This is a genomic window from Clostridium sp. AM42-4 (assembly GCF_003480105.1).
Lineage (GTDB): Bacteria > Bacillota > Clostridia > Lachnospirales > Lachnospiraceae > Brotaphodocola.
In genome coordinates this window covers 19,654-41,895 of sequence record NZ_QUIK01000021.1, presented here as the reverse complement: position 1 = coordinate 41,895, position 22,242 = coordinate 19,654, and the positions used below count along the sequence as shown (strand labels likewise).

At 50.1% G+C, this 22,242-nt stretch carries 19 protein-coding genes and 1 riboswitch; of the genes, 6 read left to right on the top strand and 13 right to left on the bottom strand.

Features of this window, described 5'->3' with window-relative positions:
- Positions 1 to 160: 160 nt before the first annotated feature.
- The 6 genes from DW922_RS14480 to DW922_RS14455 form a co-directional block, all read right to left on the bottom strand.
- Positions 161 to 1,066, bottom strand: a complete 906-nt coding sequence (locus DW922_RS14480) for a type II secretion system protein (RefSeq protein WP_118726953.1) — start codon at positions 1,064 to 1,066, stop codon at positions 161 to 163.
- Between the two features lie 92 nt (positions 1,067 to 1,158).
- Positions 1,159 to 1,386, bottom strand: coding sequence for a hypothetical protein (locus DW922_RS14475; RefSeq protein WP_147353386.1), 228 nt, complete (start codon positions 1,384 to 1,386; stop codon positions 1,159 to 1,161).
- Positions 1,387 to 1,882: 496 nt separating this feature from the next.
- Positions 1,883 to 5,968, bottom strand: a complete 4,086-nt coding sequence (locus tag DW922_RS14470) for an acyl-CoA dehydratase activase (RefSeq protein ID WP_118726951.1) — start codon at positions 5,966 to 5,968, stop codon at positions 1,883 to 1,885.
- Positions 5,969 to 6,063: 95 nt separating this feature from the next.
- On the bottom strand, positions 6,064 to 6,780 hold the full coding sequence (locus DW922_RS14465; protein WP_243032254.1) for an ATP-binding cassette domain-containing protein: 717 nt from the start codon (positions 6,778 to 6,780) through the stop codon (positions 6,064 to 6,066).
- On the bottom strand, positions 6,773 to 7,594 hold the full coding sequence (locus DW922_RS14460) for an ABC transporter permease subunit (protein WP_118543515.1): 822 nt from the start codon (positions 7,592 to 7,594) through the stop codon (positions 6,773 to 6,775). Before DW922_RS14460 ends, DW922_RS14465 begins: the two co-directional genes overlap by 8 nt.
- On the bottom strand, positions 7,569 to 8,624 hold the full coding sequence (locus DW922_RS14455) for an ABC transporter substrate-binding protein (protein ID WP_118726949.1): 1,056 nt from the start codon (positions 8,622 to 8,624) through the stop codon (positions 7,569 to 7,571). Before DW922_RS14455 ends, DW922_RS14460 begins: the two co-directional genes overlap by 26 nt.
- 120 nt (positions 8,625 to 8,744) lie before the next feature.
- On the opposite strand from DW922_RS14455, the gene DW922_RS14450 reads away from it, so the two are divergent.
- Positions 8,745 to 9,443: a Crp/Fnr family transcriptional regulator gene (locus DW922_RS14450; RefSeq protein WP_118720463.1), complete on the top strand. Its 699-nt coding sequence runs from the start codon at positions 8,745 to 8,747 to the stop codon at positions 9,441 to 9,443.
- Positions 9,444 to 9,492: 49 nt separating this feature from the next.
- Here the strand turns inward: DW922_RS14450 and DW922_RS14445 are convergent, their stop codons facing one another.
- Entirely contained in the window at positions 9,493 to 10,392 is a 900-nt protein-coding gene (locus DW922_RS14445) for a LysR family transcriptional regulator (protein WP_118726948.1), read from the bottom strand.
- Between the two features lie 234 nt (positions 10,393 to 10,626).
- On the opposite strand from DW922_RS14445, the gene DW922_RS14440 reads away from it, so the two are divergent.
- Together DW922_RS14440 and DW922_RS14435 are read left to right on the top strand one after the other, a co-directional pair.
- Positions 10,627 to 11,271: a cytidylate kinase-like family protein gene (locus DW922_RS14440; RefSeq protein WP_118720467.1), complete on the top strand. Its 645-nt coding sequence runs from the start codon at positions 10,627 to 10,629 to the stop codon at positions 11,269 to 11,271.
- 104 nt (positions 11,272 to 11,375) lie between these two features.
- Entirely contained in the window at positions 11,376 to 12,701 is a 1,326-nt protein-coding gene (locus DW922_RS14435; RefSeq protein ID WP_118720469.1) for an MATE family efflux transporter, read from the top strand.
- Positions 12,702 to 12,814: 113 nt separating this feature from the next.
- On the opposite strand, the gene DW922_RS14430 is transcribed toward DW922_RS14435, so the two are convergent.
- The 4 genes from DW922_RS14430 to DW922_RS14415 form a co-directional block, all read right to left on the bottom strand.
- Positions 12,815 to 14,098, bottom strand: coding sequence for an amidohydrolase family protein (locus DW922_RS14430; protein ID WP_118726947.1), 1,284 nt, complete (start codon positions 14,096 to 14,098; stop codon positions 12,815 to 12,817).
- A 161-nt stretch (positions 14,099 to 14,259) separates the two neighbouring features.
- A riboswitch (purine riboswitch) is annotated at positions 14,260 to 14,356 on the bottom strand.
- Positions 14,357 to 14,465: 109 nt separating this feature from the next.
- Positions 14,466 to 15,146 carry a TrkA family potassium uptake protein gene (locus tag DW922_RS14425; protein WP_118726946.1) on the bottom strand — a complete coding sequence of 227 codons (681 nt, stop codon included), beginning with the start codon at positions 15,144 to 15,146 and terminating at the stop codon, positions 14,466 to 14,468.
- Between the two features lie 130 nt (positions 15,147 to 15,276).
- Positions 15,277 to 16,572 carry a potassium transporter TrkG gene (locus DW922_RS14420; RefSeq protein ID WP_118543505.1) on the bottom strand — a complete coding sequence of 432 codons (1,296 nt, stop codon included), beginning with the start codon at positions 16,570 to 16,572 and terminating at the stop codon, positions 15,277 to 15,279.
- Between the two features lie 75 nt (positions 16,573 to 16,647).
- A complete protein-coding gene (locus DW922_RS14415) occupies positions 16,648 to 17,535 on the bottom strand; it encodes a LysR family transcriptional regulator (protein ID WP_118726945.1) in 888 nt (295 codons plus the stop codon).
- 311 nt (positions 17,536 to 17,846) lie between these two features.
- Here DW922_RS14415 and DW922_RS14410 point away from each other — a divergent pair, with 311 nt between their 5' ends.
- Genes DW922_RS14410 through sdaAA form a run of 3 tightly spaced genes read left to right on the top strand, consistent with a single transcriptional unit; the run spans position 17,847 to position 20,628 of the window.
- Positions 17,847 to 19,067, top strand: coding sequence for a dicarboxylate/amino acid:cation symporter (locus DW922_RS14410; protein WP_118720487.1), 1,221 nt, complete (start codon positions 17,847 to 17,849; stop codon positions 19,065 to 19,067).
- A gap of 1 nt (position 19,068) precedes the next feature.
- A complete protein-coding gene (gene sdaAB, locus DW922_RS14405) occupies positions 19,069 to 19,737 on the top strand; it encodes an L-serine ammonia-lyase, iron-sulfur-dependent subunit beta (RefSeq protein WP_118726944.1) in 669 nt (222 codons plus the stop codon).
- Between the two features lie 21 nt (positions 19,738 to 19,758).
- On the top strand, positions 19,759 to 20,628 hold the full coding sequence (gene sdaAA, locus DW922_RS14400) for an L-serine ammonia-lyase, iron-sulfur-dependent, subunit alpha (protein ID WP_118705299.1): 870 nt from the start codon (positions 19,759 to 19,761) through the stop codon (positions 20,626 to 20,628).
- A gap of 215 nt (positions 20,629 to 20,843) precedes the next feature.
- Here sdaAA and DW922_RS18325 read toward each other — a convergent pair whose 3' ends face one another.
- Together DW922_RS18325 and DW922_RS14395 are read right to left on the bottom strand one after the other, a co-directional pair.
- On the bottom strand, positions 20,844 to 20,972 hold the full coding sequence (locus tag DW922_RS18325; RefSeq protein WP_279221343.1) for a hypothetical protein: 129 nt from the start codon (positions 20,970 to 20,972) through the stop codon (positions 20,844 to 20,846).
- A gap of 48 nt (positions 20,973 to 21,020) precedes the next feature.
- Positions 21,021 to 22,238 carry an ABC transporter substrate-binding protein gene (locus tag DW922_RS14395; RefSeq protein ID WP_118726943.1) on the bottom strand — a complete coding sequence of 406 codons (1,218 nt, stop codon included), beginning with the start codon at positions 22,236 to 22,238 and terminating at the stop codon, positions 21,021 to 21,023.
- Positions 22,239 to 22,242: the final 4 nt, after the last annotated feature.

Here is a 22,242-nt window from a genome sequence, read left to right as displayed (position 1 = left end):
AAAAGAGACCTTTATTGCACAATAATAATGCAATAAAAGTCTCACCGTTTCTTTGTGACACCGGATGCTTCCATCGTACTGACGACATCACAAACGCAGATTAGCAGCGTAGGTTACTCCCCTTTATTGAGTTCATCATATACCAAAAACCGTACGAATGTCAAGATGCTTTTTCATAGGTTCCATCCGCCAGCAGCTTCTGATATGCATTGTAGGCATCTTCCAGACTGTCATATTGTTTGCCGGATGTATAAGGGGAAAAGTCTGCAATATGATCCGCAATTGCAACATACGTCATTCCGTCCTTCTTTCTTGTAGCTGTTGTCGTTTCAGAAATATAAAAACCACCGTCTGCTTTGCTGACTATGACCGGAATTTTTTTCCCTGCCCCAACCTGATCGGTATCCATAGACGTCCAGAACAAATACCGTCCGGATGCATTTTTCGGACTTCCCATATAGGCCCATGTTCCGGTTCCCAGCAGACTGCTGCTGCCTTCCTTCCGGATTTCCTCATTAACTCTCTTCAGCATATCAGACTTTGGACACTTAGAATCTATTTCAAAATAAGTCTTATTCTGGTTTTTCAGCTCATTCAGTATATCGGTTTTATCGAGTGCTCCATGCAGATCAGCGTTATACGGAAAAGAAACCGGTGTATCATTGCCGCCTGCTCCGCTCCATATTACCTTCATTCCGAAATCCGGAATATATGACAGCGTACATTCTCCATGTTCAACAGGGATCCCGATCCAGTGCTCCGTGTTACCCTCGGCTCTGGAATGCGTGATCCCGGCAACCGTAACGGGATCATAGGCATTCCAGTTGTCCCGTTTCTGTTTTAATTTCACTGTCCTGGAATAATTTGCTGTATCCTCAGTCATCACAGCCGTCATCACTTCCGAGTAAGCAGAGCGCACATTGGCAAGATCAACCGTCTCACGGCTTTTCTCCAGATGTCCTGCAAAAACAGGCATGGATATCGCAACAAGAACTCCGAGGATCGCAACGACGATCAAAAGCTCCGCAATCGTAAAGCCGTTGTTCCCAGTCTTTTGTTTTTTCATGATTTTACGCTCTCCTTATGCCATTCTTTCGTACCGTTTTATTGTACTGCATTCTTTTTCGTTTTGCAATGATTGAGAGCTTCTCTGATTGTTCAGATTGCGGAACATATTTTTCCATACATCTCAGGACGTCTGTCCCGGAACAGTGCCCAGGAAAGACGGTCTTCCATCAGCCGGTCCAGATCAAAATCTGCTGCGATAAAGCCCTCTTCCTCTCTTCCCATGGCTGCCTGTATTTCCCCGCAGCCATCCGTAATAAAAGAAAATCCGTAGAAAAGCAGGGAAGATTTCTGTCCTGCATTTTCTTCACAGGGCTTCACCCGCTCCTCTCCTACACGATTGCCATCAACTACAGGCACCAGATTGGAACCGTCTGCGTCAATCATGGCAACAGAATTGAACAGCCTGTTTTATGCATGGCGCGGCGGGAGCTTTCGGACCTACTGTGCTAAATTGTTTATATCGTCACGATCCCCAGAATGACTCCGAATGCCAGCATCAGAAGGCTTACCAGGTAATACGGCGGGATACTGAACTTCATATGGTCTTTCAGTTCCGTCCAGATGCGCGATGGTTGCGATCACTGCGGTTACAACGGTTACCGCGGTGACATTTTGCCCTTTAAAAGCAATGCCACGATCGCGATGATCATCAGAAAACCAATAACTGCTGCCATAGTCATGTCCCTCCTAAATTTTACCAAAGTTCTTACTGAGTTCTATTCTACCGGCAGCAGTTTAATTGTTCATGACAAAAAAATGACAATTTTGTCATAATCACCCATGATTTGATTTTTATGTTTCTTTATCTTTTGCATCATTCCCGCTCAAGCAGGTTCAGCCAGATTTCACGCCGCTCCACCTCGTCTGCTTCCCCGTTTCCTTCCGCCTGGAAATGCAGGAATGGCACCGGGGAATCGTGTTTCATCATCTCAATCACGGATCCGGCGTTGGCATAGGTCGGAAGCAGCAGCATATTTCCTGCCCCGCCGGGTATCACATTCACAGCCAGACTGCACAGGTAACGGATGTTTCCGCCAACCACCTCCGGATACGCCTTCTGCAGTCCGGCAAACGCTTCTTCCAGAGTTTCCTTTTCTCCCCAGATATCCCGGTACGTTTCCCGGAACCAGGTAAGCTGTTTCGTTGCTTCCTGCGGAATTTCTTTTTGACTCTCCCGGATCCAGAACCAGAGATATTCGGAAAGCATCATCGGAACCGGCAAAAATCCATGTTTTCTCACGGCATCTGCCATATTCCGGTTGAGACCATTGCTGTTTAAGACCATGGCGGATCCAAAAAGGAATACCCGCTTCTGTTTTTTCAGAATGTTTCCGTTCCATGTTTCATGCCATGCTTTAAGCAGAGACTTTGTCTTTTCCCATGTCAGAGGAAACGTGATGTTTTCGATTGCTGGTTTCTGCTCGTTTTCTTCCATACAAAGAAGTGCATCTCCCAGCATGATAAGCTGCCAGATCTGCTGCCAGTCTTCCATCTGAAATAAGTGCTCTGTAAATGGAGTGTACAAACTGACCTGCGCCGGATCTGCGCCGGATTGCTTCAAAAGCGCCCGGATCACCATAGAAAACATGCCCTCTGCCTCGGCACCCTCGGTCTGCGGTACCAGATAGCAGCGCTGCTCAGGCTGGAGAGCCTTCACCAGGCAGCCCTCACGCCCCTCTTTCTGCGCTTTTTCTTCTTCCTGCAATGATTCTGCCTGCAAAACTCCACCTGCAATTTCATTCCACCTCTTCTCCTGGCGCAGGATCTGTCCTGCCATAGCAGAAAAGGTTGCATATTCTTTTGAGATACTTTCTGCTTTTCCGGTCTCCATGTCTTTTCGCGTATAATCCGGGCTGACATGAACCATATATCCCCGATTCCGCAGCCACCTTGCATAAAGTTCTGTGTAGACAGAAAGCGGCGGCAGATGCAAGACCGCATTCTTTTGCAATTTATGAAGCAGAGGGATGCCGTCGTACCCAGCCGCACAGCTTTCCCGCCTGTTGCTTCCCAGTTCGCTGCGTTCCTGTCCTCTGCGTTCCTGTCTGCCGCTTTCCGGGTTGCATTTTCCCCAGGCATTGTCCTCCCTCTTGCTGCTTTCCCGGTTCTCCACATGCTTCAGACTGTTCAAAAATGCCTCAATCCGTGTCACCACACCAACTGCCGACTGGTGTTCATCTACCTCCACAGACAGATATGGCTTCTCTCCCATGATCTCACGGAACAGATGAGAAATCATCGTGTCCGGTCCGCATCCATGATTGGTCAGATACACCGCATACAGATTCGGATGATTTTTTATGATCTTGGCTCCGGTTAAGATATGCTGGCTGAATGGCCAGTATAAATTCGGGTATTCCTCTGCGAGATACATGCTGTGTCCCTGAAGATGTGCAAGGTTTAATACCTTACAGCCCCGTTTTAGAAGTTCACCTGGAATTCCCATATTCAGTACCGGATCTGAAATTCCGTAGTTCCGGGTGATCAGCACCAGAACCTTCTCATCCGGCTTTAAGGATGTGAGGATTTCCTTTCCAAGTTCTTCCGACTTCCGGTCACACAACTGCATGGCGGCAGCACCTTTTTTCATTGCCAGCTGACAGGCTTCCTGCTCTTTTCCCAGCCCGATTCCGGTCTGGATCATCGCCTTTGCCAGCTGCGGCTGTCCCATGTCCATATCAAGAACCGGTGCGAGAATCTGTATCCCGCGTTCCTTTAGCTTCAATGTTTTCGCCACGATCTTCGGCGCGGTCTGCATGTAAACACAGCCATAATTGTGCTCTACACCGGATGTTTCATGCCGGATAGTACGGATACAGGGAAGAAACATATAGTCTACTCCTTTTCGCGCCAGCCATTCCATATGTCCGTGAAGCAGTTTCACCGGGTAACAGGTTTCCTCCTGCGTCACATCCTGGCTGATGCGGATGATCTCCTCGCAGCTTTCTTCCGATAACAGAACGTTAAATCCAAGCTGGGTAAAATACTGGTACGCCATCGGGAAAAATTTATACATCATTAAGGACTGCGGGATTCCGATCGTTTTCCGGTCCGGCAAAAGCGTTCCATCATACCCGGCATAAAACCATGCGCGGTTTTTCTTATAGATTTCCTCATTTCTTTCCTGGTCGCAGGTGCATTTTTCCGAAGCATCCCTGGCTTCCAGCGCCGCTCCGTAAGCACCAGTCACGTCATAATAAGGTGTGATGCGAAGCCGGTCGCCCAGCATCTCATAAAAAGCAGAAACAATTCCTTCGTTATGGATAATGCCGCCCTGCAGACAGACCACCTGTCCCACTTTTTTATTGACCACCACGCGGTTTAAATAATTGCGCACAATGGAACGGCAAAGCCCCGCACAGAGATTTTCCTTCCCCGCGCCCGCCGCAAGCTCTGATACGATTTTTGACTCCATCAGCACCGTGCAGCGTTCGCCAAGCTCCACCGGATGTTTTGCCCCCAGCGCCATCGGCCCGATTTCAGGAAGCGGAATTCCCAGCCGCCCTGCCTGTTCCTCAATAAAAGAACCGGTTCCTGCTGCACAGACCTTGTTCATCTCAAAATCCACGACCTGACCGTGCTTCACGGAAATGTATTTCGAATCCTGACCGCCGATCTCAAAGACCGTGTCTGCGTCCGGGTTTAAGAACGATGCCGCCCTGGCCTGGGCCGTGATCTCATCCAGGACCTGATCCGTTCCCAGCTTCTTTGCGATCAGATAACGGCCAGACCCCGTCACTGCAGTCTGGAGAATTGCAGTTCCTGCCATATCCATGGTTGGTTTTAATACTTCCAGGCCTTCCTCGACAGCCCGGGCCGGGTTGCCCGAAGTGCGGATATAGCAGTAATCCAGCACCTCCTGATTTTCTCCGATCAGCACCAGGTTGGTGCTGGTAGAGCCCACATCCACCCCAAGCCACATTGCTTCTCCCTGCTTTGGTGCCCGGGTCTTGTGAAGCTTCGCCTTCTCGTAAGGAAACGCAGGAAGCCTGTTTCCATCAGACTGCTGTTTCATTTCTCTGCTGCAGTCGCAGAAAGCCGCCATACCATCACAGGAAACCACCATATCCTTACCTGCATCCTCACATAGCCGTTCCCAGTCCACACGCACCTTCCGTTCCATGGCAATCACAGCCAGACCAGCTGCGGAAACAATGGTTCCACCATCATCACAGAGCAGTTCTCCTTCTTCCAGCCCAAAAATCTCTTTCACTGCCCGGATCACCCCGCGGTTATTTACCACACCGCCAGACAAAAGTACCGGTCTGTGCACCGGAAGTTTGCGCACTACTGAAGTTTTAAAATTCCTTACCACCGCGTAAGCCAGGCCCAGAAGGATATCCTCTGCGGATACTCCCTCCTGCTGCCGGTGAATCAAATCGGTCTTTGCAAACACACTGCAGCGTCCTGCAAGCCGCGGAACACTGGCGGCGCGGTCTGTATATTCAGAATAAGATTCCAAAGGTAATCCCAGACGATACATCTGATCTTCAAAAAATGCCCCTGTTCCTGCTGCGCATTCTCCGTTTACCGCATACTCCAGCACCTGGTCATGTCCAAGTCCCGTCAAAAAGCAGGAGGTCTGTGCACCGATTTCCAGAATGCTCTGTGCCTTTGGATAAAGCAGTTTCTGTCCTGCCAGAAGCGCCATCACCCGATCTGCCATCTCCCTCTGTCCCGCTTTGGGAAAAAGAAAAGCCGCAGCACTGTTTCCTGCGGCATAGTCGATGGTTCCCGGATTGGTACGGTTCAATTCCTGCTTCATGTCTTCCAGCATTCTGCCAAGCACAGCCTTGGCTTCTCCCTTATGCAGCGCGTAACGGCTGTAGATCAGCTTTCCATCTTCCACTACCGCCAGGGAAATACTTCCCGCTCCCGCATCAATTCCCAGTCCTCTCATTTCTTTCCTCTCTCCTTTTCCAATGCTTCCTATTACAAATTGGCAAAATTCTCAGCCGCAGCTGCACCATACAAAATTTTCTGTTCAGAAACTTCCTAACCGATCAGCCGGATCATTTCTGCTTTCGCCTCGACCAGGTTTTTTATACTGAGATCACGAAGTCCTTCCTGACGTGGAAGCCGGATTTCTTTCACCACAAACGACGGTCTCGGACCAAATATCAGGATCCGGTCTGCAATCTGCAGCGCCTCGTCCATATCATGCGTAACAAACAGCACGGAGTTCTGCTCCTGCTCCCAAAGTTTCTTCAGGTGCGTGAGCATTTCCTGGCGAAGAGTGTAATCCAGTGACTTAAACGGCTCGTCCATCAAAAGGAGCTCGCTTCCATAGTAGAATGCCCTTGCGATCCCGCACCGCTGCCGCATGCCGCCACTCAGCTGCTCCGGATAATAATCCTCAAATCCGGTCAGATGCACCTGATCGATAAGCTGGGCAATCCGCGCCTTATCGGTATCGTCCCGCACCACCCGGATATTGTCATATACCGTCAGCCACGGAAGAATCCGGTCTTCCTGAAACACATACCCCGTTTTTTTCGCCCGGTTTCTGATCTGCCCCTCATAATCACCGGTAATTCCCGCGATCAGGTTCAGAAGCGTTGATTTCCCACAGCCGGAAGGACCCACAATGGCCGTGATTTCTTTTGGTTCCACACGGAGATTTAAATGCTCCAGAACCGGCAGGCCACCGAATTTTTTTCCAAGATCTATCACATCCAGCATACTGCCCCGTTCCTTTCCTATATTATTCATTTCGCTGTACCGCATGTTTTTTGCAAAGAAGCAGCTTTCCGACAAGAACCACTGCATAGTAAATCCCCACCATGATCACAGTCCAGGCAATGACTGTCTCCGGCTCAATATTCAGCCGCGCTGTCATGATCTGTCCGCCAATCCCCGACGTCGTAGTCAGCACTTCTCCCATCACGACCGTTTTGCATGCCATACCGACTGCAATTTTCAGGCCGGACGCAAAATACGGGGTTACCGACGGGATCAGGATATAGCGAAGTTTTTTCCAGACAGAAAATCCAAACACGCTTCCCATCTCCAACAACTTCCGGTCAATCGCCGAAATGCCGTCACAAATGCAGATAAACATGGTCGGAACTACCGCCATCACTACTATGAAAATGCTTGCCCGTCCGTTGAATCCAAACCAGATAATCGCCAGAATCAGCCAGGAAATCGGCGGCACGACCTGGATAATGCCGAGTACCGGCTGAATGAGCTGGCGGACCGGTCTGAGCACACCGCCAAACAAACCTGTCAGACAGCCAATCCCAATCCCGATTCCCAGACCGCAGACAAGGCGCACCATCGTTTTCCCAATCTCACACCAGAGTTTTGCAGAGCTTAAAATTTCAGCCACCTTTGCAGCCACCGCAGGAATCGGCGGCACGACCAGGGGGGAATAAAGATTGCTCATTCCCCACCAGAGTCCAAGCACCAGAGCCGCTGCCGCGATCCGGTACCTGTTTGCTGTCATACAAGTCTTCATCCGCTCCTTGTTTGATGTCATGCAGATCTTCATCTGGTACTTATTTGCTGTAATACATGCCTTCATCCGGTACTTTGCCTCCGATCATGGACGGATCAAAATCGTTCAGGAGCTGATAGAAACCATCCAGGTCAGTCTTCGCGTCTGCCGCATTTTTATAGATCAGACCCATGTTCGGGATCGCTTTTTCTACCAGCGCAGCCTTAAGTCCAAGCTTTTCCTCTGCCAGTGCTGCAGCATCTGCCGGGTGTTCCAGAACCCAGTTTAAGGATTCCTCATAAGCAGCTTCAAACTCTGTCACCAGCTCCGCGTTCTCAGAAATAAACGATTCCGTGGTGCCCAGTCCTGCATTCGGCACGATGGAATCCTCACCTTTTACTTTCTTCCATTCATCTTCAAAGGAAAATGCGACACGCACCTGGTCGTTGTTCATCTTTGCTGCAGTCACCTGCGGTTCGATGAGAGTTGCATACTCGATCTTACCCGCTGCCATCATCTGGGAAATCTCTGCGGTAGTGGAATAAACAATCTCGACATCCTCACCAGCCTTTAAACCAGCTTCATTTAAAAAGAACTGGGTTAAGGCATCTGGCGGGGAAGACTGGAGCGGAACATACACGGTCTTGCCCTTTAACTGGGACCATTCCGTCAGCTTTGGATCCGTCGTGATAAAGTAGGTTACACCCCAGGTATTGACATTGGTCAGGCGCACCGGAAGTCCTTTGTTATAAAGCTTTGCCGCTACCGTAAGCGGAAATGCAAACATATCATGCTCCCCATCCTGCACCATGGCGATCAGCTGCTCCAGCGCATCCCAGATATCCAGTTCCATCTTTACGTTATCGCCCAGCAGTCCGGCATCTGCCATATGAAGAAGCGGAAGTGTCGGCGGTGCTTTCGGTACTGCCAGTTTTAAAACCACGCCTTCTCCGTTCCCAGCGTCTTCTTCAGCTTCAGCGCCGCCATTTTCTGAGCTTTCTGCCGCTGCTTTCGTTTCTGCTTCTGTCTCTGCAATGCTTCCGCCTGATCCCTGACATGCAGTCAGCGCCAGCATCGCCACGGCCGCAAGTCCGATCAGTAACTTTGATTTTTTCATTGTATTTTTTCCTCCCCTTTGTTATAGTGGTTAGTAATTGCTAACATTAGTTAGTGAACGCTAACTAGAATAGCAAAGATCAAACGTCATTTCAGTTGCCGCGGCAACAAGGAGGCTTTCATGAGAAATTATTATCAACTACTGATGAAAAATCCATTATTTATGGGAATCCCGGAAGAGAAAATGGAGCCGGTACTCCAGTGTTTAAAAGCAAAAAAGAAAGTATTTACCAGCAGGACCCTGCTGTTTTCTTCTGATGAACCAATTCCCTGTCTTGGGCTGGTCTTAAACGGATATGCGGAAATTTTTCTGACTGACCCGGACGGCAACCATACCCTGATCACCCAGGCCTGCGTCGGTGAGCTGTTCGGTCATGCCCTGGCCGTTGCCCATGCCTCTGCCAATATCTTTGAAATTTTCACCTCAGAAAAGGCAGAAATTTTATTCTTGTATGTGCCGGAATTTACTTCCCTGCAAAACTGTAACTGCACCTACCGTTTTAAAGTCATGGAAAACCTGATGCAGCTGATCGCCAAAAACAACATGGAACTGATGATGAAGATCCGCATCTTGACCCAGGGATCCCTGCGGAAAAAGCTGCTGCTCTATTTCTCCATCTTATCCAGACAGCAGCATTCTGCCACCATCACACTGCCGTTCGGGCGTGATAAGCTGGCAAACTACCTGTTTTGCGACCGGAGCGCTGTTTCCAGAGAGCTTGGACGAATGGACCGGGAAGGTCTGATCCAGCTCGGAAAAACAAAAATTATGCTGACCGGATGTCTTCCTGCCCAGCACCCGGTTATACAGACAGAATAAATTTTACTGCCAGAACTGGATCGTATGGGTCTGTCTCGTTTTGCCTCTGCTATCGTTCTTTCATTACCATATCCCGGAACCGTTTGGCGGCGGTCCCGCTCTCACGGTTTGTGTCGTAGAGCATGCAAATCAAACGCTCCGGGATACTTTCTTTTAATGGAATTTCAACTACCCGCCCCTCTTCCAATGCCTGCGCCGCCAGTTCATACGGAAGAAATCCGATTCCAAGATTTTTTTCCACCATCGGAAGGATCAGGTCTGCGGTTGCCACTTCGATATCCGGCTGCATGGTCAGGCCATGCTGCAGATAAAAATGGCTGTAAAAGTCGTAGCTGCTCGTATGGCGCTCCAGCGAGATCAGGGAATATGCTTCCAGACTTTTTAACTCGTTTGTTTTCTGGGAAAGGCTTTCCAGCCGTCTTCCTGCAATCAGTACATCATAAAAAGATTTCACCAAAACCACATGGTCTGCCACTCCCTCCAATTCTTTCTGATCCGCTGCAGTAACCACAGCCAGATCGATGATTCCCTCTTTTAAGGCTTTCGCTGCGCCTGGCGTGGAATAATTATAAATTTTCAGCCGGACTCCCGGATAGTTTTCGTGAAATGCCCGCAAAATCTCCATCAGATATAAGTGCAGTGCCGTCTCGCTGACACCGATCACAATGCTGCCGTCCTGCAGGGCCGCACTCTGGCGTACCTCTTCCTCCCCCAGTTCAATCTGTTCGAAGGCCACCGCCACTCTCCGGTAAAGCCGTTCGCCTTCTTCTGTCAAAGTAATTCCCCGGTTTGAGCGCTGCATCAGCTTGCAGTCAAGCTCCGTTTCCAGAATCCGGATAATCCGTGTGATGTTTGGCTGGTTGCTGTACAGAAGCTCCGCGGCTTTGGTGAAGCTTCCGTAGCGGGCCACGTAATAAAAAATCTTATAGTGTTCGAAATTCGCTGCCATGCATGTCTCTCCTTCTGTTCTTCTGTTCCCTTTTTGCTTCCTCTAAACTTTCTTTGCAATTCCATAATCTGGATTGCGCTCGCCACTTTGCACAAAATGTCTTCACGTACTGCTTTTATCTTACTATATATTTTTTATATAGTAAATATATGAACTATATATTATCTATCTAATTTGATCACGGTTATAATAAAGCACGGTTAGAAAATCATTGAAACGAAAGAAGGAATTATTATGGCAGACTCCATGAATTTAAAACAGCCTCTGATCTGCATCGGTCGTGAATACGGCAGCGGCGGACGTGAGATCGCAGAAAAGCTTGCAGAAAAGCTAGGCGTTCCTTATTACGATAAACTGCTCATCCGGAAAGCCGCAGAGGAAAGCGGATACACGGAACACTTTTTAAGCCAGAATGAGGAGCAGCCTTTCTCGATTGGCAGTCTGCTCACCGGAAATCCATTTGCAGATACCGTCAGCATGGCTCATGCATTCTACCCGGAAAGTCAGATGGCGTTTGACGCAGAGCGTCATGCGATCCAGGATATTGCCCAAAAGGGTGGAGGTGTTTTCGTAGGACGCTGTGCTTCTTCCATTCTGGATGGCCGAAACGACATGCTGTCCGTTTTCATCTACGCCAAAGAAGATGACAAACTCAAACGTGTCATGAAACGAAACCAGATGGATGAAATGACCGCAAAAAAACGTCTCCAGAAGGTTGACCGGATGCGGAAACGCTACTTTGACTTTTATGCCGACACCCACTGGGGTGAATCCGAAAGCTATGACATGATGTTAAGCAGCAGCCAGTTCGGCATCGACGGATGCGTAGAGCTGATCCTGCAGTGCTTAAAGCTGCGTGAGCAGCACGCAGAAGCATAGGCCGAAACGCTATAGCCAGTGCCCCGAAACATAAGCAACGCTCTGGCAAATCCGTTTTTAAACATAAACAATTAGCATAAAAAGGGAAGGAAGGTACAAAACCCATGAACAAGGATCTGACCGTGGGAGAACCCCAGAAAGTATTGTGGCAGTTCTGTCTGCCCCTGTTCGGAAGCATCATCTTCCAACAGCTTTATAACATTGCCGACAGCCTGGTAGCCGGAAAATTCGTCGGCGAAAACGCACTGGCTGCTGTCGGAAACAGCTACGAGATCACCCTGATCTTCATTGCATTCGCATTCGGATGCAACATTGGATGCTCCGTCATCGTATCCCAGCTCTTCGGTGCCAAACAATACAGCGAAATGAAGACCGCCGTTTACACCACACTGATTGCAGGTGCAGTGCTCTGCGCGGTACTGATGGCAGGCGGACTGGCACTCTGCCGCTCACTTCTGGAGCTGATCAACACCCCGGCAGAAATCCTCGATGACTCCATGCTCTACTTAAATATCTATATTTTAGGACTGCCATTTTTGTTCTTTTATAATATTGCAACCGGAATTTTCTCCGCACTGGGCGACTCCAAAACCCCGTTCATTTTCCTGGCCGCATCCTCAACCTCCAACATCGCAGTGGATATTCTGTTTGTCACTGCCTTCAAGATGGGCGTAGCCGGTGTTGCATGGGCAACCTTCCTTTGTCAGGGTGTCAGCTGTATCCTCGCAATCCTGGTTGTTTTGCGCAGACTGGCTGGTGTCAAGACCGAACGCCGTGCCGCCATCTTCTCCTGGCGGCTGCTCGGCAAGATCTCTGTCATCGCCATTCCTAGTATCCTGCAGCAGAGCTTCATTTCAGTCGGAAACATCATCATCCAGAGTGTCATCAACAGCTTTGGTGCCAGCGTCATTGCCGGTTACTCCGCATCGGTAAAATTGAACAATCTGGTCATCACATCCTTCACAACACTGGGAAACGGTATCTCCAACTACACCGCACAGAACATCGGTGCACAGAAAATGGACCGTGTCAAGGAAGGCTTCCTCGCCGGTTTAAAGCTGGTATGGCTTCTCTGCCTGCCGCTGTTCCTCGCCTACTTCTTCGCCGGACGTTACCTGGTATTCCTCTTCATGGATAACTCCACCGGCCCGGCTATCGATACCGGAATCCAGTTCTTGCGGATCCTCTCTCCGTTCTACTTTGTAGTCTCCGCAAAGCTGGTAGCTGACGGAATCTTAAGAGGTGCCGGACTCATGAGAAACTTCATGATTGCCACCTTCACTGACCTGATCCTGCGTGTAGCACTTGCCATTGGACTTGCAAAAGTCTTTGGATCTATCGGAATCTGGTGTGCATGGCCAATCGGATGGACCGTCGCCATGTGCATGTCCGTTTGGTTCTATAAACGCGGACCGTGGAATCGGAAGTAACAATTTAACACAGTAAATCAAAGGGGCGAAAGTTCCCACAGCCTTTTTTGACGCTGGTCAGACGACGTTGTCGTTCACGCATGCGTGCCAGCAATGAGATTTTTCTTTCTGCTTTACAAAATCCGCTGACCGGCAGCATATTTGGATAAAACCTCCCGTTCATCCCCCAGATAAACGATCCGTTCCAGACGCTGCCGGATACTGAGCGGCTGCGGATGTTCAAGTCTTGCATCGTCCAGCACTACCGCATCCAATTCATACCCCGGTTCAAAGCTTCCCACCTGACCAAAGAAGGAACCTCCTCCCTTCGTCGCCAGATAAAATACTTCCTCCAGCGTCAGTGGCTTTAACGTCTGGTCGGTCAGGCGCCAGCGCAGCTTGCTATCCTGAATCGCATGGCGCATGGCCACAAACATATTTTCCGTACTGCCTCCCGCCACATCGCTGCCAAGTCCCACCGGAATCTGCTCCTCCAGGTAGCGGCGTACCGGCGCGATCCCGGAAGAAAGGTTGGTATTCGACTCCGGACAATGTGCAATAAACACACCATTTGCCTTCATCTGCTGAATTTCTTCTTCACCAGAGTGAACACAATGCGCCATGATCGTGCGGCACGCTCCGCCAAACATGCCAAAATGTTCGTAGGCATCCCCATAAAACTTTGACCAGGGGCAAAGCCTCTGTACCCAGGCAATTTCTTCCTGGTTCTCAGACAAATGCGACTGCACCGGAAGTCCGCTCTCTTTCTGGATGCCATGTAAAAGTTCCATCAGTTCGTCACTGCAGCTTGGAATAAAACGGGGAGTCAGAATCGGCTGCACATGGCGGTAATGCCTCTCTGCCACCGCCCGAAGCCATGCCTTTGTCGCCTCAGCCGCTTCCTTTGCAGATGCTTCACGCAAGTAATCCGGACTATTGCGGTCCATATTCACCTTGCCCACCATAGCTGCAATCCCGTCCTCCTCGAGCTGATCCATCAGAAGCAGGGTTGCCTCGTTGTGGATCGTGGCAAATGCGCAGACTCTTGTAGTGGCACTGCGCCTTATATGGTCTGTAAAAATGCGGTAGGATTTCTCTGCATATTCCAGATCCTGGTACTTGCTCTCCTCCGGGAAGGTGTTCGTCTCCAGCCATTCCAAAAGTTCCAGATCCATGCTCATTCCCCGAAATGAGTACTGGGGTGCATGAACATGCAGATCGGTAAGACCGGGGATGATCAGCCTTTCACCAAAGTCCTCTACTGGTATTTCCCGGAATTTTTCCGGTAGAGCTGCGTAGATTCCCTCAACCTTTCCGTCTTCGCAGACCAGATAATGCTGCATGGCAATCTCTATCGTGCCGATCTCTTTTGTGTAAATGAGATTTCCTTTCAGGGCGAATATTCGTTTTTCATTCATAGCATTCTTCCTCCCTCTTGCCGCTTCGCCGAGTGCACATCTCCACGGAGCAGTTTTTGTTTCATAGGACGCAATTTCCTATCATATAAAAAGAGCTCCGCTCACGCGGAACTCTCATCGATCTTCAAAAGCAATACACAGCCGCATGGACGCACCGGCTTCGCCGGTTCATGTAACTATGTAGTCAACTCTTTACGGTAGTTGGTAGAGACTCTGGACCCATCTCCAGGATATACAATCACATTACCCGTTTATGAAATTGTTATGATCTGTTTTGTATGTATTACAGTACAACCTTAACATATCCTGTGTATAAAGTCAATCTGCTATCAGCCCCACCATTTAATTACTGTTCACCGCAACTCATTTACGCCTTCCCGTTCCAGTCGCTCAGCTTATTTAATCCATCCTTGCTTCCGGAAATGTATGCGATATCGCCCTTCTTGAATGCATAATCCGGCGTGATGGTCTCGATCAGCTTTCCCTCGCTCTCCACCGCAATGATGTTAACGCCAAAGCGTCCGCGCAGATTCGCCTCCAGAACGGTTTTTCCTACGATCCGCTCCGGCATGATCATCTTGGAGATGTTTAATTTTTCACTTAACTGGATGAAGTCCAGCATGCGGACTGCCTCCAGCCGGTGCGCCAGACGCACTGCCATATCGCGCTCCGGATACACCACCTGAGCTCCAATCTTCTCCAGGATCTCACCGTGCTCCGCACTGGCTGCCTTGGAAATGACGGTCGGCACGCCAAGACTGACCAGATTCAGCGTAGTCAGAATGGAAATATCCAGCTGCTCACCGATACACACTACTGCCACATCGCAGTTCTGGATCCCGGTTTCCGAAAGTGTCTTTTTGTCCAGCGCATGAACGACATACGCATTCTCTGTATGCTCCCGCAGCTCCCGCACCTTTTCTTCTTCGCGGTCCAGCACGACCAGGTCTGCCCCGGCTGCTGCCAGCTCCAGCGCCAGCGCATGTCCAAACCGGCCAAGACCAATGATGCCATAGGTGTTTTTCCCATTACTCTTCTTTTTAAACATAGCTTCTTGCACCCTTTCTTCTGACAGGCGTACCGTTTCGTGCCACCTGTCCTTCCATATTTCCATTCCACAACATCAGGACAGCAGAATCAATAACCCGTTTGCCCAACATCGCCAAATTCCGCTCTGGTTATCCGATCGCGATATTTCCTTCCGGATAGCTGACCCGCTCGCCCTTCGTAAAATACCATAACGATGCGATCGTCAGCGGTCCCAGTCTTCCGATAAACATGATCAGGATCGTTAAGATTTTTGCCGCGTCACAAAGTCCCGGCGAGATTCCGGTAGAAAGTCCTGCCGTTCCAAACGCACTGCTGATTTCAAACAGCGCATCCATAAATGGGACCCCCGGCTCCAGAATCACCAGGATATAGGTTCCAGTCAGCACAATGCCAAGCGCCAGCAGCGTAATGACTGCTGCCTTGCGGAACGCATCGGCCGGAACCGCATAGCGGAACGCCTTCTCTGATGTGTTGGTTGCCGAGGATTTTATGCCCTGAAACAGCACAAACGCTGTGGTTGTCTTGATTCCGCCTCCCGTGGATCCCGGAGATGCACCGATCACCATCAGCACAATCACCGTCAGCAGTCCGGCATTCGAAAATGAGCCCAGCGGAAACGTTGAAAAGCCGGCCGTTCTTGCAGAAACACTCGTGAAGAACGCGCCCATCCAGGTGATGTCCTCAGTCAGCTTCAAAAGCACCGTTCCTGCTACAGTCAAAAACAGGCTCATACTTAAGACCACCTTGGTATGCATGGAAAACTTTTTCCAGCGGAACCGCTTGTCGATCACCTCGCGGATCACCAAAAAGCCGATTCCGCCAAATATGATCAGCGCACAGGTCACCAGGTTTAAAAATACGTCATCCTGATATGGGATCAGGTTCTGCATGTTTCCCAGAATGTCAAAGCCGGAGTTGTTAAACGCCGCCACCGAATGAAACAGGCTGATCCCTGCTGCATGAAGCGGGGAATAGCTTCTGGAAAACACCAGAAAGCTAAGAGCCGCCCCAATCAGCTCAAAGGTCACTGTCGTAAACAGCACCATCCGCACAAACCGGACCACACCTTTTCCGGAATCCAGGTTCGAAGCCTCCCGGATCAGGTTTCTGGCCTTTAAATTGATTTTCTTTCCCATCGCCAGGATCACACCGGTTCCCACAGCGGTAACCCCCAGTCCGCCGATCTGGATCAAAAGTCCAAGAAAGAACTGTCCCAACGGCGTAAATGTATCTCCCGCATCCACGGTCAGAAGTCCGGTCACACAAACCGCACTCGTCGACATGTAAAGTGCATCAATATAACGCACCGTAACCCCATCCTGAATGCTGCAGGGTAGACTTAACAGGATAGAGCCGATCAGGATCACCAGGGCAAAGCCCATGGAGATGATCCGCACCGGGGACTGCTTTTTTAGAAAATTCATGATTTTACTCACCTCACTTCCGCGCGTTTTCTTAGGCATTATATCATACTCTATCGAAACCGTGGGCAAAATTTATCACAGTTCTTCCGATGCAAACGCAATAAACGCCTCCATTTCCCGGGTTTTAAATTTATTTTTGTGATAAAAGATCTGCCGGTACATGGAAATTTCTACCTGCTCTACCTCAATCACGGCCAGCCTTCCGTCCCGGATCTGCTGCTGCACGGCAAACAGCGGAAGAAACGAAAGCCCGTGTCCCTGTTCCAGCATCTGAATGATAAATGCCGTGTCACTGATCTCTAAAACCGGGGACAGTGCGCGGTGGCAGCCCGCTAAGTGCTGATCCAGCGCCTGGCGGTAGTTGGCATTTTTCTCGGTCAGGAAAAACGGTTCCTGCAAAACATCATCCAGATTTTTTCTTCCCAAAAGTCCATGACTCTCTAAAAATCCCGGCGATGCCACAAACACAACCGGCTCTGCCTGCTCCATGGCCTTCACCCAGTTTTCATTCCATCTGGGTGCGTCCAGAATGTAGATCATATCCAGAAGATCCTGCTCCATCATGCGGATCAGTTCCTCCGGAGTCCCAACGGTGATCTGGAATCGCACCTGCGGATGCAGTTTCCGGAACTGACTGACGATTGCCGAAAATTTAGCCGTGCAGATGGACTCGATCGTCCCAATATGCAGTGGATTCTTTAATTCTTCATCTTCATGCATGGAAAGCCGGGTACGGCTCACCTCGTACAAAACCCGGTTCGCATGCTCCAGAAATTTTCTTCCCTGTGCAGTCAGGATCACCTGCTTTCCCATCCGGTCAAAGAGCCTGGTCCCCAGCTCCTTCTCCAGCAGGCGGATCTGGACCGTCACTGCCGACTGGGAATAGCCAAGCTGCTGCGCAGCCCTGGAAAAGCTCTGCAGCTGCGCCGCCTGCACAAAGGTCTGAAACTGACGCAATTCCATACTTCACACCTCTTTTCTTTTGTTTTATCAAAAATTTCACGAACTCTCTGCATTTTTGCAGTATAATCGTTGCGAAAAGCACATTATTTTGTAGCTTCTTTCATAATCTATGATTGAAAAATTTTCAATGCCATTATGAAAACTATAAATTTGATTCATTCATATTACCATGATATAATGCCCCTGCGAAGACGTCAATCGCCATTTTTCTGAAATCTGCACCAAGCGCAGTTGTCTGCCCAGCACGCAGACAGCCACAAACAGCAGATTTCCAAACGATTCACATTTTTGTTTTTGGAGGGAATTTACAAATGGAAAAAAAGAAATTTAAAATGGGGCTGGTACCGAAGCTGATCCTGGCAATCATCATCGGTATCTTATTCGGACAGTTTCTGCCGGAGGGCTTCTGCCGCCTGGTCGTAACACTGTCTGGCTTTTTCAGTAACTTCTTAAAATTTATCATCCCGCTCATGATCCTGGCTTATGTAACCATGGGTATCGCAGACCTGTCACAGGGCGCTGGAAAACTGCTTCTGATCACCGTTGCCCTTGCATACAGCTCTACCCTGATCGCAGGCTCCGCATCCTTCCTGGTTGCAGAAAACCTGTTCCCGAGCTTTATGAGCGCAGATGCATTAGACCAGATCGCTGCTACCGCAGAAGTATCCCTGTCTCCGTACTTTATCATCACCATCCAGCCAGTCATGGACACTCTGTCCGCAGTTGTGCTTGCCTTTGTTTTAGGACTCTGCCTGTCTTCCATGCGCGGCAAGGAGATCGGAGATACCCTTTACAATGCAATCAAGGATTTTTCTTCTATTATTGATAAAGTCCTTCACAATGTCATCATCCCGCTGCTGCCGCTCTACATCTGCGGTACCTTCACGGATATGACCATTTCCGGAAAAACCTTTGCAATCCTCGGCATCCTCTGGAAGGTATTCCTGGTTGTCATTGCCATGCATTTGATCTGCATTACCATCCAGTTTATCATTGCAGGAACCATCAGCAAGAAGAACCCGCTGACCCTGATTAAAAACCAGTTTCCGGGTTATGCAACTGCACTGGGAACCCAGTCTTCCGCAGCGACCATTCCGGTTAACTTACAGTGCGCAGCCAACGATGGCGTCTGCGAGCAGATCCGTAACTTTGTCGTTCCGCTTTGCGCAAACATCCATATGGCCGGTTCCATGATCACCATCACAGCCTGCGCTACCGCAGTCTGCCTGATGAACCAGCTGCCGATCAGCCTTGCTACCGTTGTTCCGTTCATCATGACCCTGGGCGTTGCCATGGTTGCTTCCCCAGGTGCACCGGGCGGCTCCATCATGACCGCACTGCCGTTCCTCTACATGGTATTCGGCACCACAGCCGGAGACCCGAACGGCCCGATCTGCGCGATCATGGTTGCGCTTTACATCACACAGGATTCCTTCGGAACTGCCTGCAATGTTTCCGGTGACAATGCCATCGGCGTAATTGTAGATACAATTTATCGCAAATTTATCATAAAAGAAACTCAGGAGGCTTAACATGTCATTTATCAGTGTTTTCGATGTACTTGGACCGAACATGATCGGTCCCTCCAGTTCTCACACGGCAGGCGCTGCCCGCATCGGTTTCCTCGCCCAGAAAATGATCGGTGGAAACGTCATCCGGGCTGATTTCACCCTGTACGGCTCCTTCGCCAAGACCTATCACGGACATGGAACCGACCGTGCGCTCCTCGGCGGCATCATGGGCTTTTCCACCGACGATATGCGCATCCGCAATTCGTTTGAGATTGCGCAGGAAAGTGGTCTGGCCTACACCTTCACCCCGAATGAGACGGAAGCCGAGATCCATCCGAACACTGTGGACATCTCCATGACAAACAAAAACGGACAGACCATGACAATCCGCGGAGAGTCTCTTGGCGGCGGCAAGGTGCGCATTGTCCGCATCAACGGTGTTTCGATAGACTTTACCGGCGAATACAGCGCTGTCATTGTTGTCCAGCAGGATAAACCGGGAGTAGTTGCCCACATCACCAAAGTCTTAAGCGACCGCGGTGTCAACATTGCTTTCATGCGCCTGTTCCGTGAAGCAAAGGGGCACACTGCCTACACCATCGTAGAATCCGACGGAACACTTCCGGAAGATGTAGCAGAAAGCTTAAAAGAAAATGCAAACGTACACGATGTGATGATCGTACAGATTTAAGGAAGGGAGAGTGACAAGATCATGGATTTTAAAAACGCAAAAGAACTTTTAGAATTATGTCAGAAACAGAACCTTCCGATTTCCAGGATCATGCTGAACCGGGAAATAACCGAAGGCGAGATGCCAGAAGAAGAGGCGCTTAGCCGTATGGCCCGCGCCCTGGAAATCATGAAAGAATCTGCCCGCACCCCGATCAAGACACCGGTGCGCTCCATGGGCGGCCTTATCGGCGGCGAAGCAGGAAAGCTTGCCGCACACCAGGCTGCAAGCCGCAACATCCTGGGTGAAGTGCTGGAAAAAGCCATCACCTGCGCGGTAGCTGTTCTGGAAACCAATGCTTCCATGGGTCTGATCGTAGCTGCCCCAACCGCAGGTTCTGCCGGAGTAGTTCCGGGCATGCTGTTATCACTTCAGGAATGTCATCACTTTTCCGATGAAGACCTGGTCAAAGCACTGTTCAATGCCGGTGCGATCGGTTATCTGGCAATGCGTAACGCAACCGTAGCCGGAGCAGTCGGCGGCTGTCAGGCCGAGGTCGGCATTGCATCCGCCATGGCTGCTTCCGCTGCCGTAGAGCTGTTCGGCGGTAGTCCGAAGCAGTGCCTCGATGCTGCTACCATCGTTCTGATGAATATGCTGGGACTTGTCTGTGACCCGGTCGGCGGTCTGGTCGAATACCCGTGCCAGAACCGCAACGCAGCCGGTGTGGCAAACGCCCTGATCGCAGCCGAGATGTCCCTGGCCGGACTCTCCCAGCTCATCCCGTTCGATGAAATGTTAGAAACCATGTACACCGTAGGCAAACGCCTTCCGGCAGAACTGCGCGAAACCGCCATGGGCGGATGCGCGACGGCACCGTCCGCATGCGCGGCATGCCATATGTGCAGCTAAAAATAAACAATATCGTTAACGTAATTCCGCACAGTCCTCCTGTCAGACAGACTGTGCCCGTTCCGATTGAAAGCTTTCCGGCCTGTGCTGCTACCTTGTTTACGATGGAATCCACCACGCGTAGGCAATGTTCTCCCTCGGCTCTCCCGTAGCCGGTGGCTACGATCTTCATGCTTTCCCGTTTTATGCCTTCCGCTTCCAGCTTCCGTAAGATTTCACCGGCCGTATCGACGCATGCTCCAGCCCGTAGGCTGGAGCATGCGTAAGCAGATATTCTGTTTGTCATCCATGACGATCGTTTTGGCAGAAGTAGAACCGATATCGATGCCTGTAAAATATGTCATATGCAAATTCCTATCCTGTTTCAATCCTTCTTGTTTTCCCGGATAAACCTATAGAACCGGGGTCCATGCCAGTCCGTAGATTTCCTCCACATCATCGGTGAAAGTGATCAGGCCAAGACGGACATACTTCTCAATGATTTTCTTCAAAGATGCACCGGTGCACTCATCGGAAAGACCAAACTGCAGGGCATTGTTGATCATGACGTTCATGTCAAAATCACCGCCGTTCCAGCCGCGGTCAAGAAGCAGTTTGGTTGCCTCGTCCGGATTTTCACGCATCCAGGAATGTGCTTTCTGGATTGCCTGGGTGATCTTCTTTGCGATGGTCGGATTCTCCTGTACAAACGTGCGGTTCATAGCAACCACACAGCAGGCATCTCCTGCGAAATCCTCATCCTGCAGGGAACGGATGCATTTTAACTTTCCCTCTTTCATCATGGCATACGCAAATGTATCACTTAACAGGGCTGCGGAAATCTCACCGCGCTCCATAGCTGCCACGCAGGCATCGGAAGAAACCTGGGTCAGGCTCACATCGCTCAGCGGATCAATGCCATCTGCATCCAGCAGGATCGAAGTGATGTTGTAGTCAGAAGCACCGATTCCATTCGGTACGGAAATCTGGGTTCCCTTTAAATCTTCGGTTGTATTGTACGGGCTGTCTGCCAGTGCGTAGAGAGATTTACAGCCGATATGTGCGCCTCCAACGAAAGTAAGATCCACATTGTTGGTGATTGGAACAATCATGGTAGCGATATGGCCGACTGCTACGGTTGCCTGGCGGGTTCCCAGTGCCTCAATGTAGGAATTGCCTTTGAAGCCTTCTGCGGTCAGTCCTGCCTCTGCATAGTAACCAAGGTCATCTGCCACGGTCGGGCCGGAGGTACATCCGTCAGACATGTAATACAGGACCGGCTCACCATATGCCGGTTCGCTCTCCATGGCTTTTTTCTCTTCCTCAGTCGGAGTCAGGTCAAAGTCTGCCATGTCGATCGCACGGCCTTCCATATCTACCGGGGTAAACAGTGCTTCCCATTTTCCTGCTGCAAAGGCATCTGCCGCATTCATATGAACATCCGACACATTGACCTCAACCTCAACACCGTCCTGGCCCATCTCGATCTGTCCATCGTTATTCAAATCTCCGGCAAGCTGCTCTTTCTCCGTTGCCTTCGTCTCCTCAGCCTGCTTTGCCCCTCCGCATGCAGTCAGAGACAGTCCCATGGAAAGGGACAAAAATAATGCAAGTGATCTGTTTGTTTTCATAATA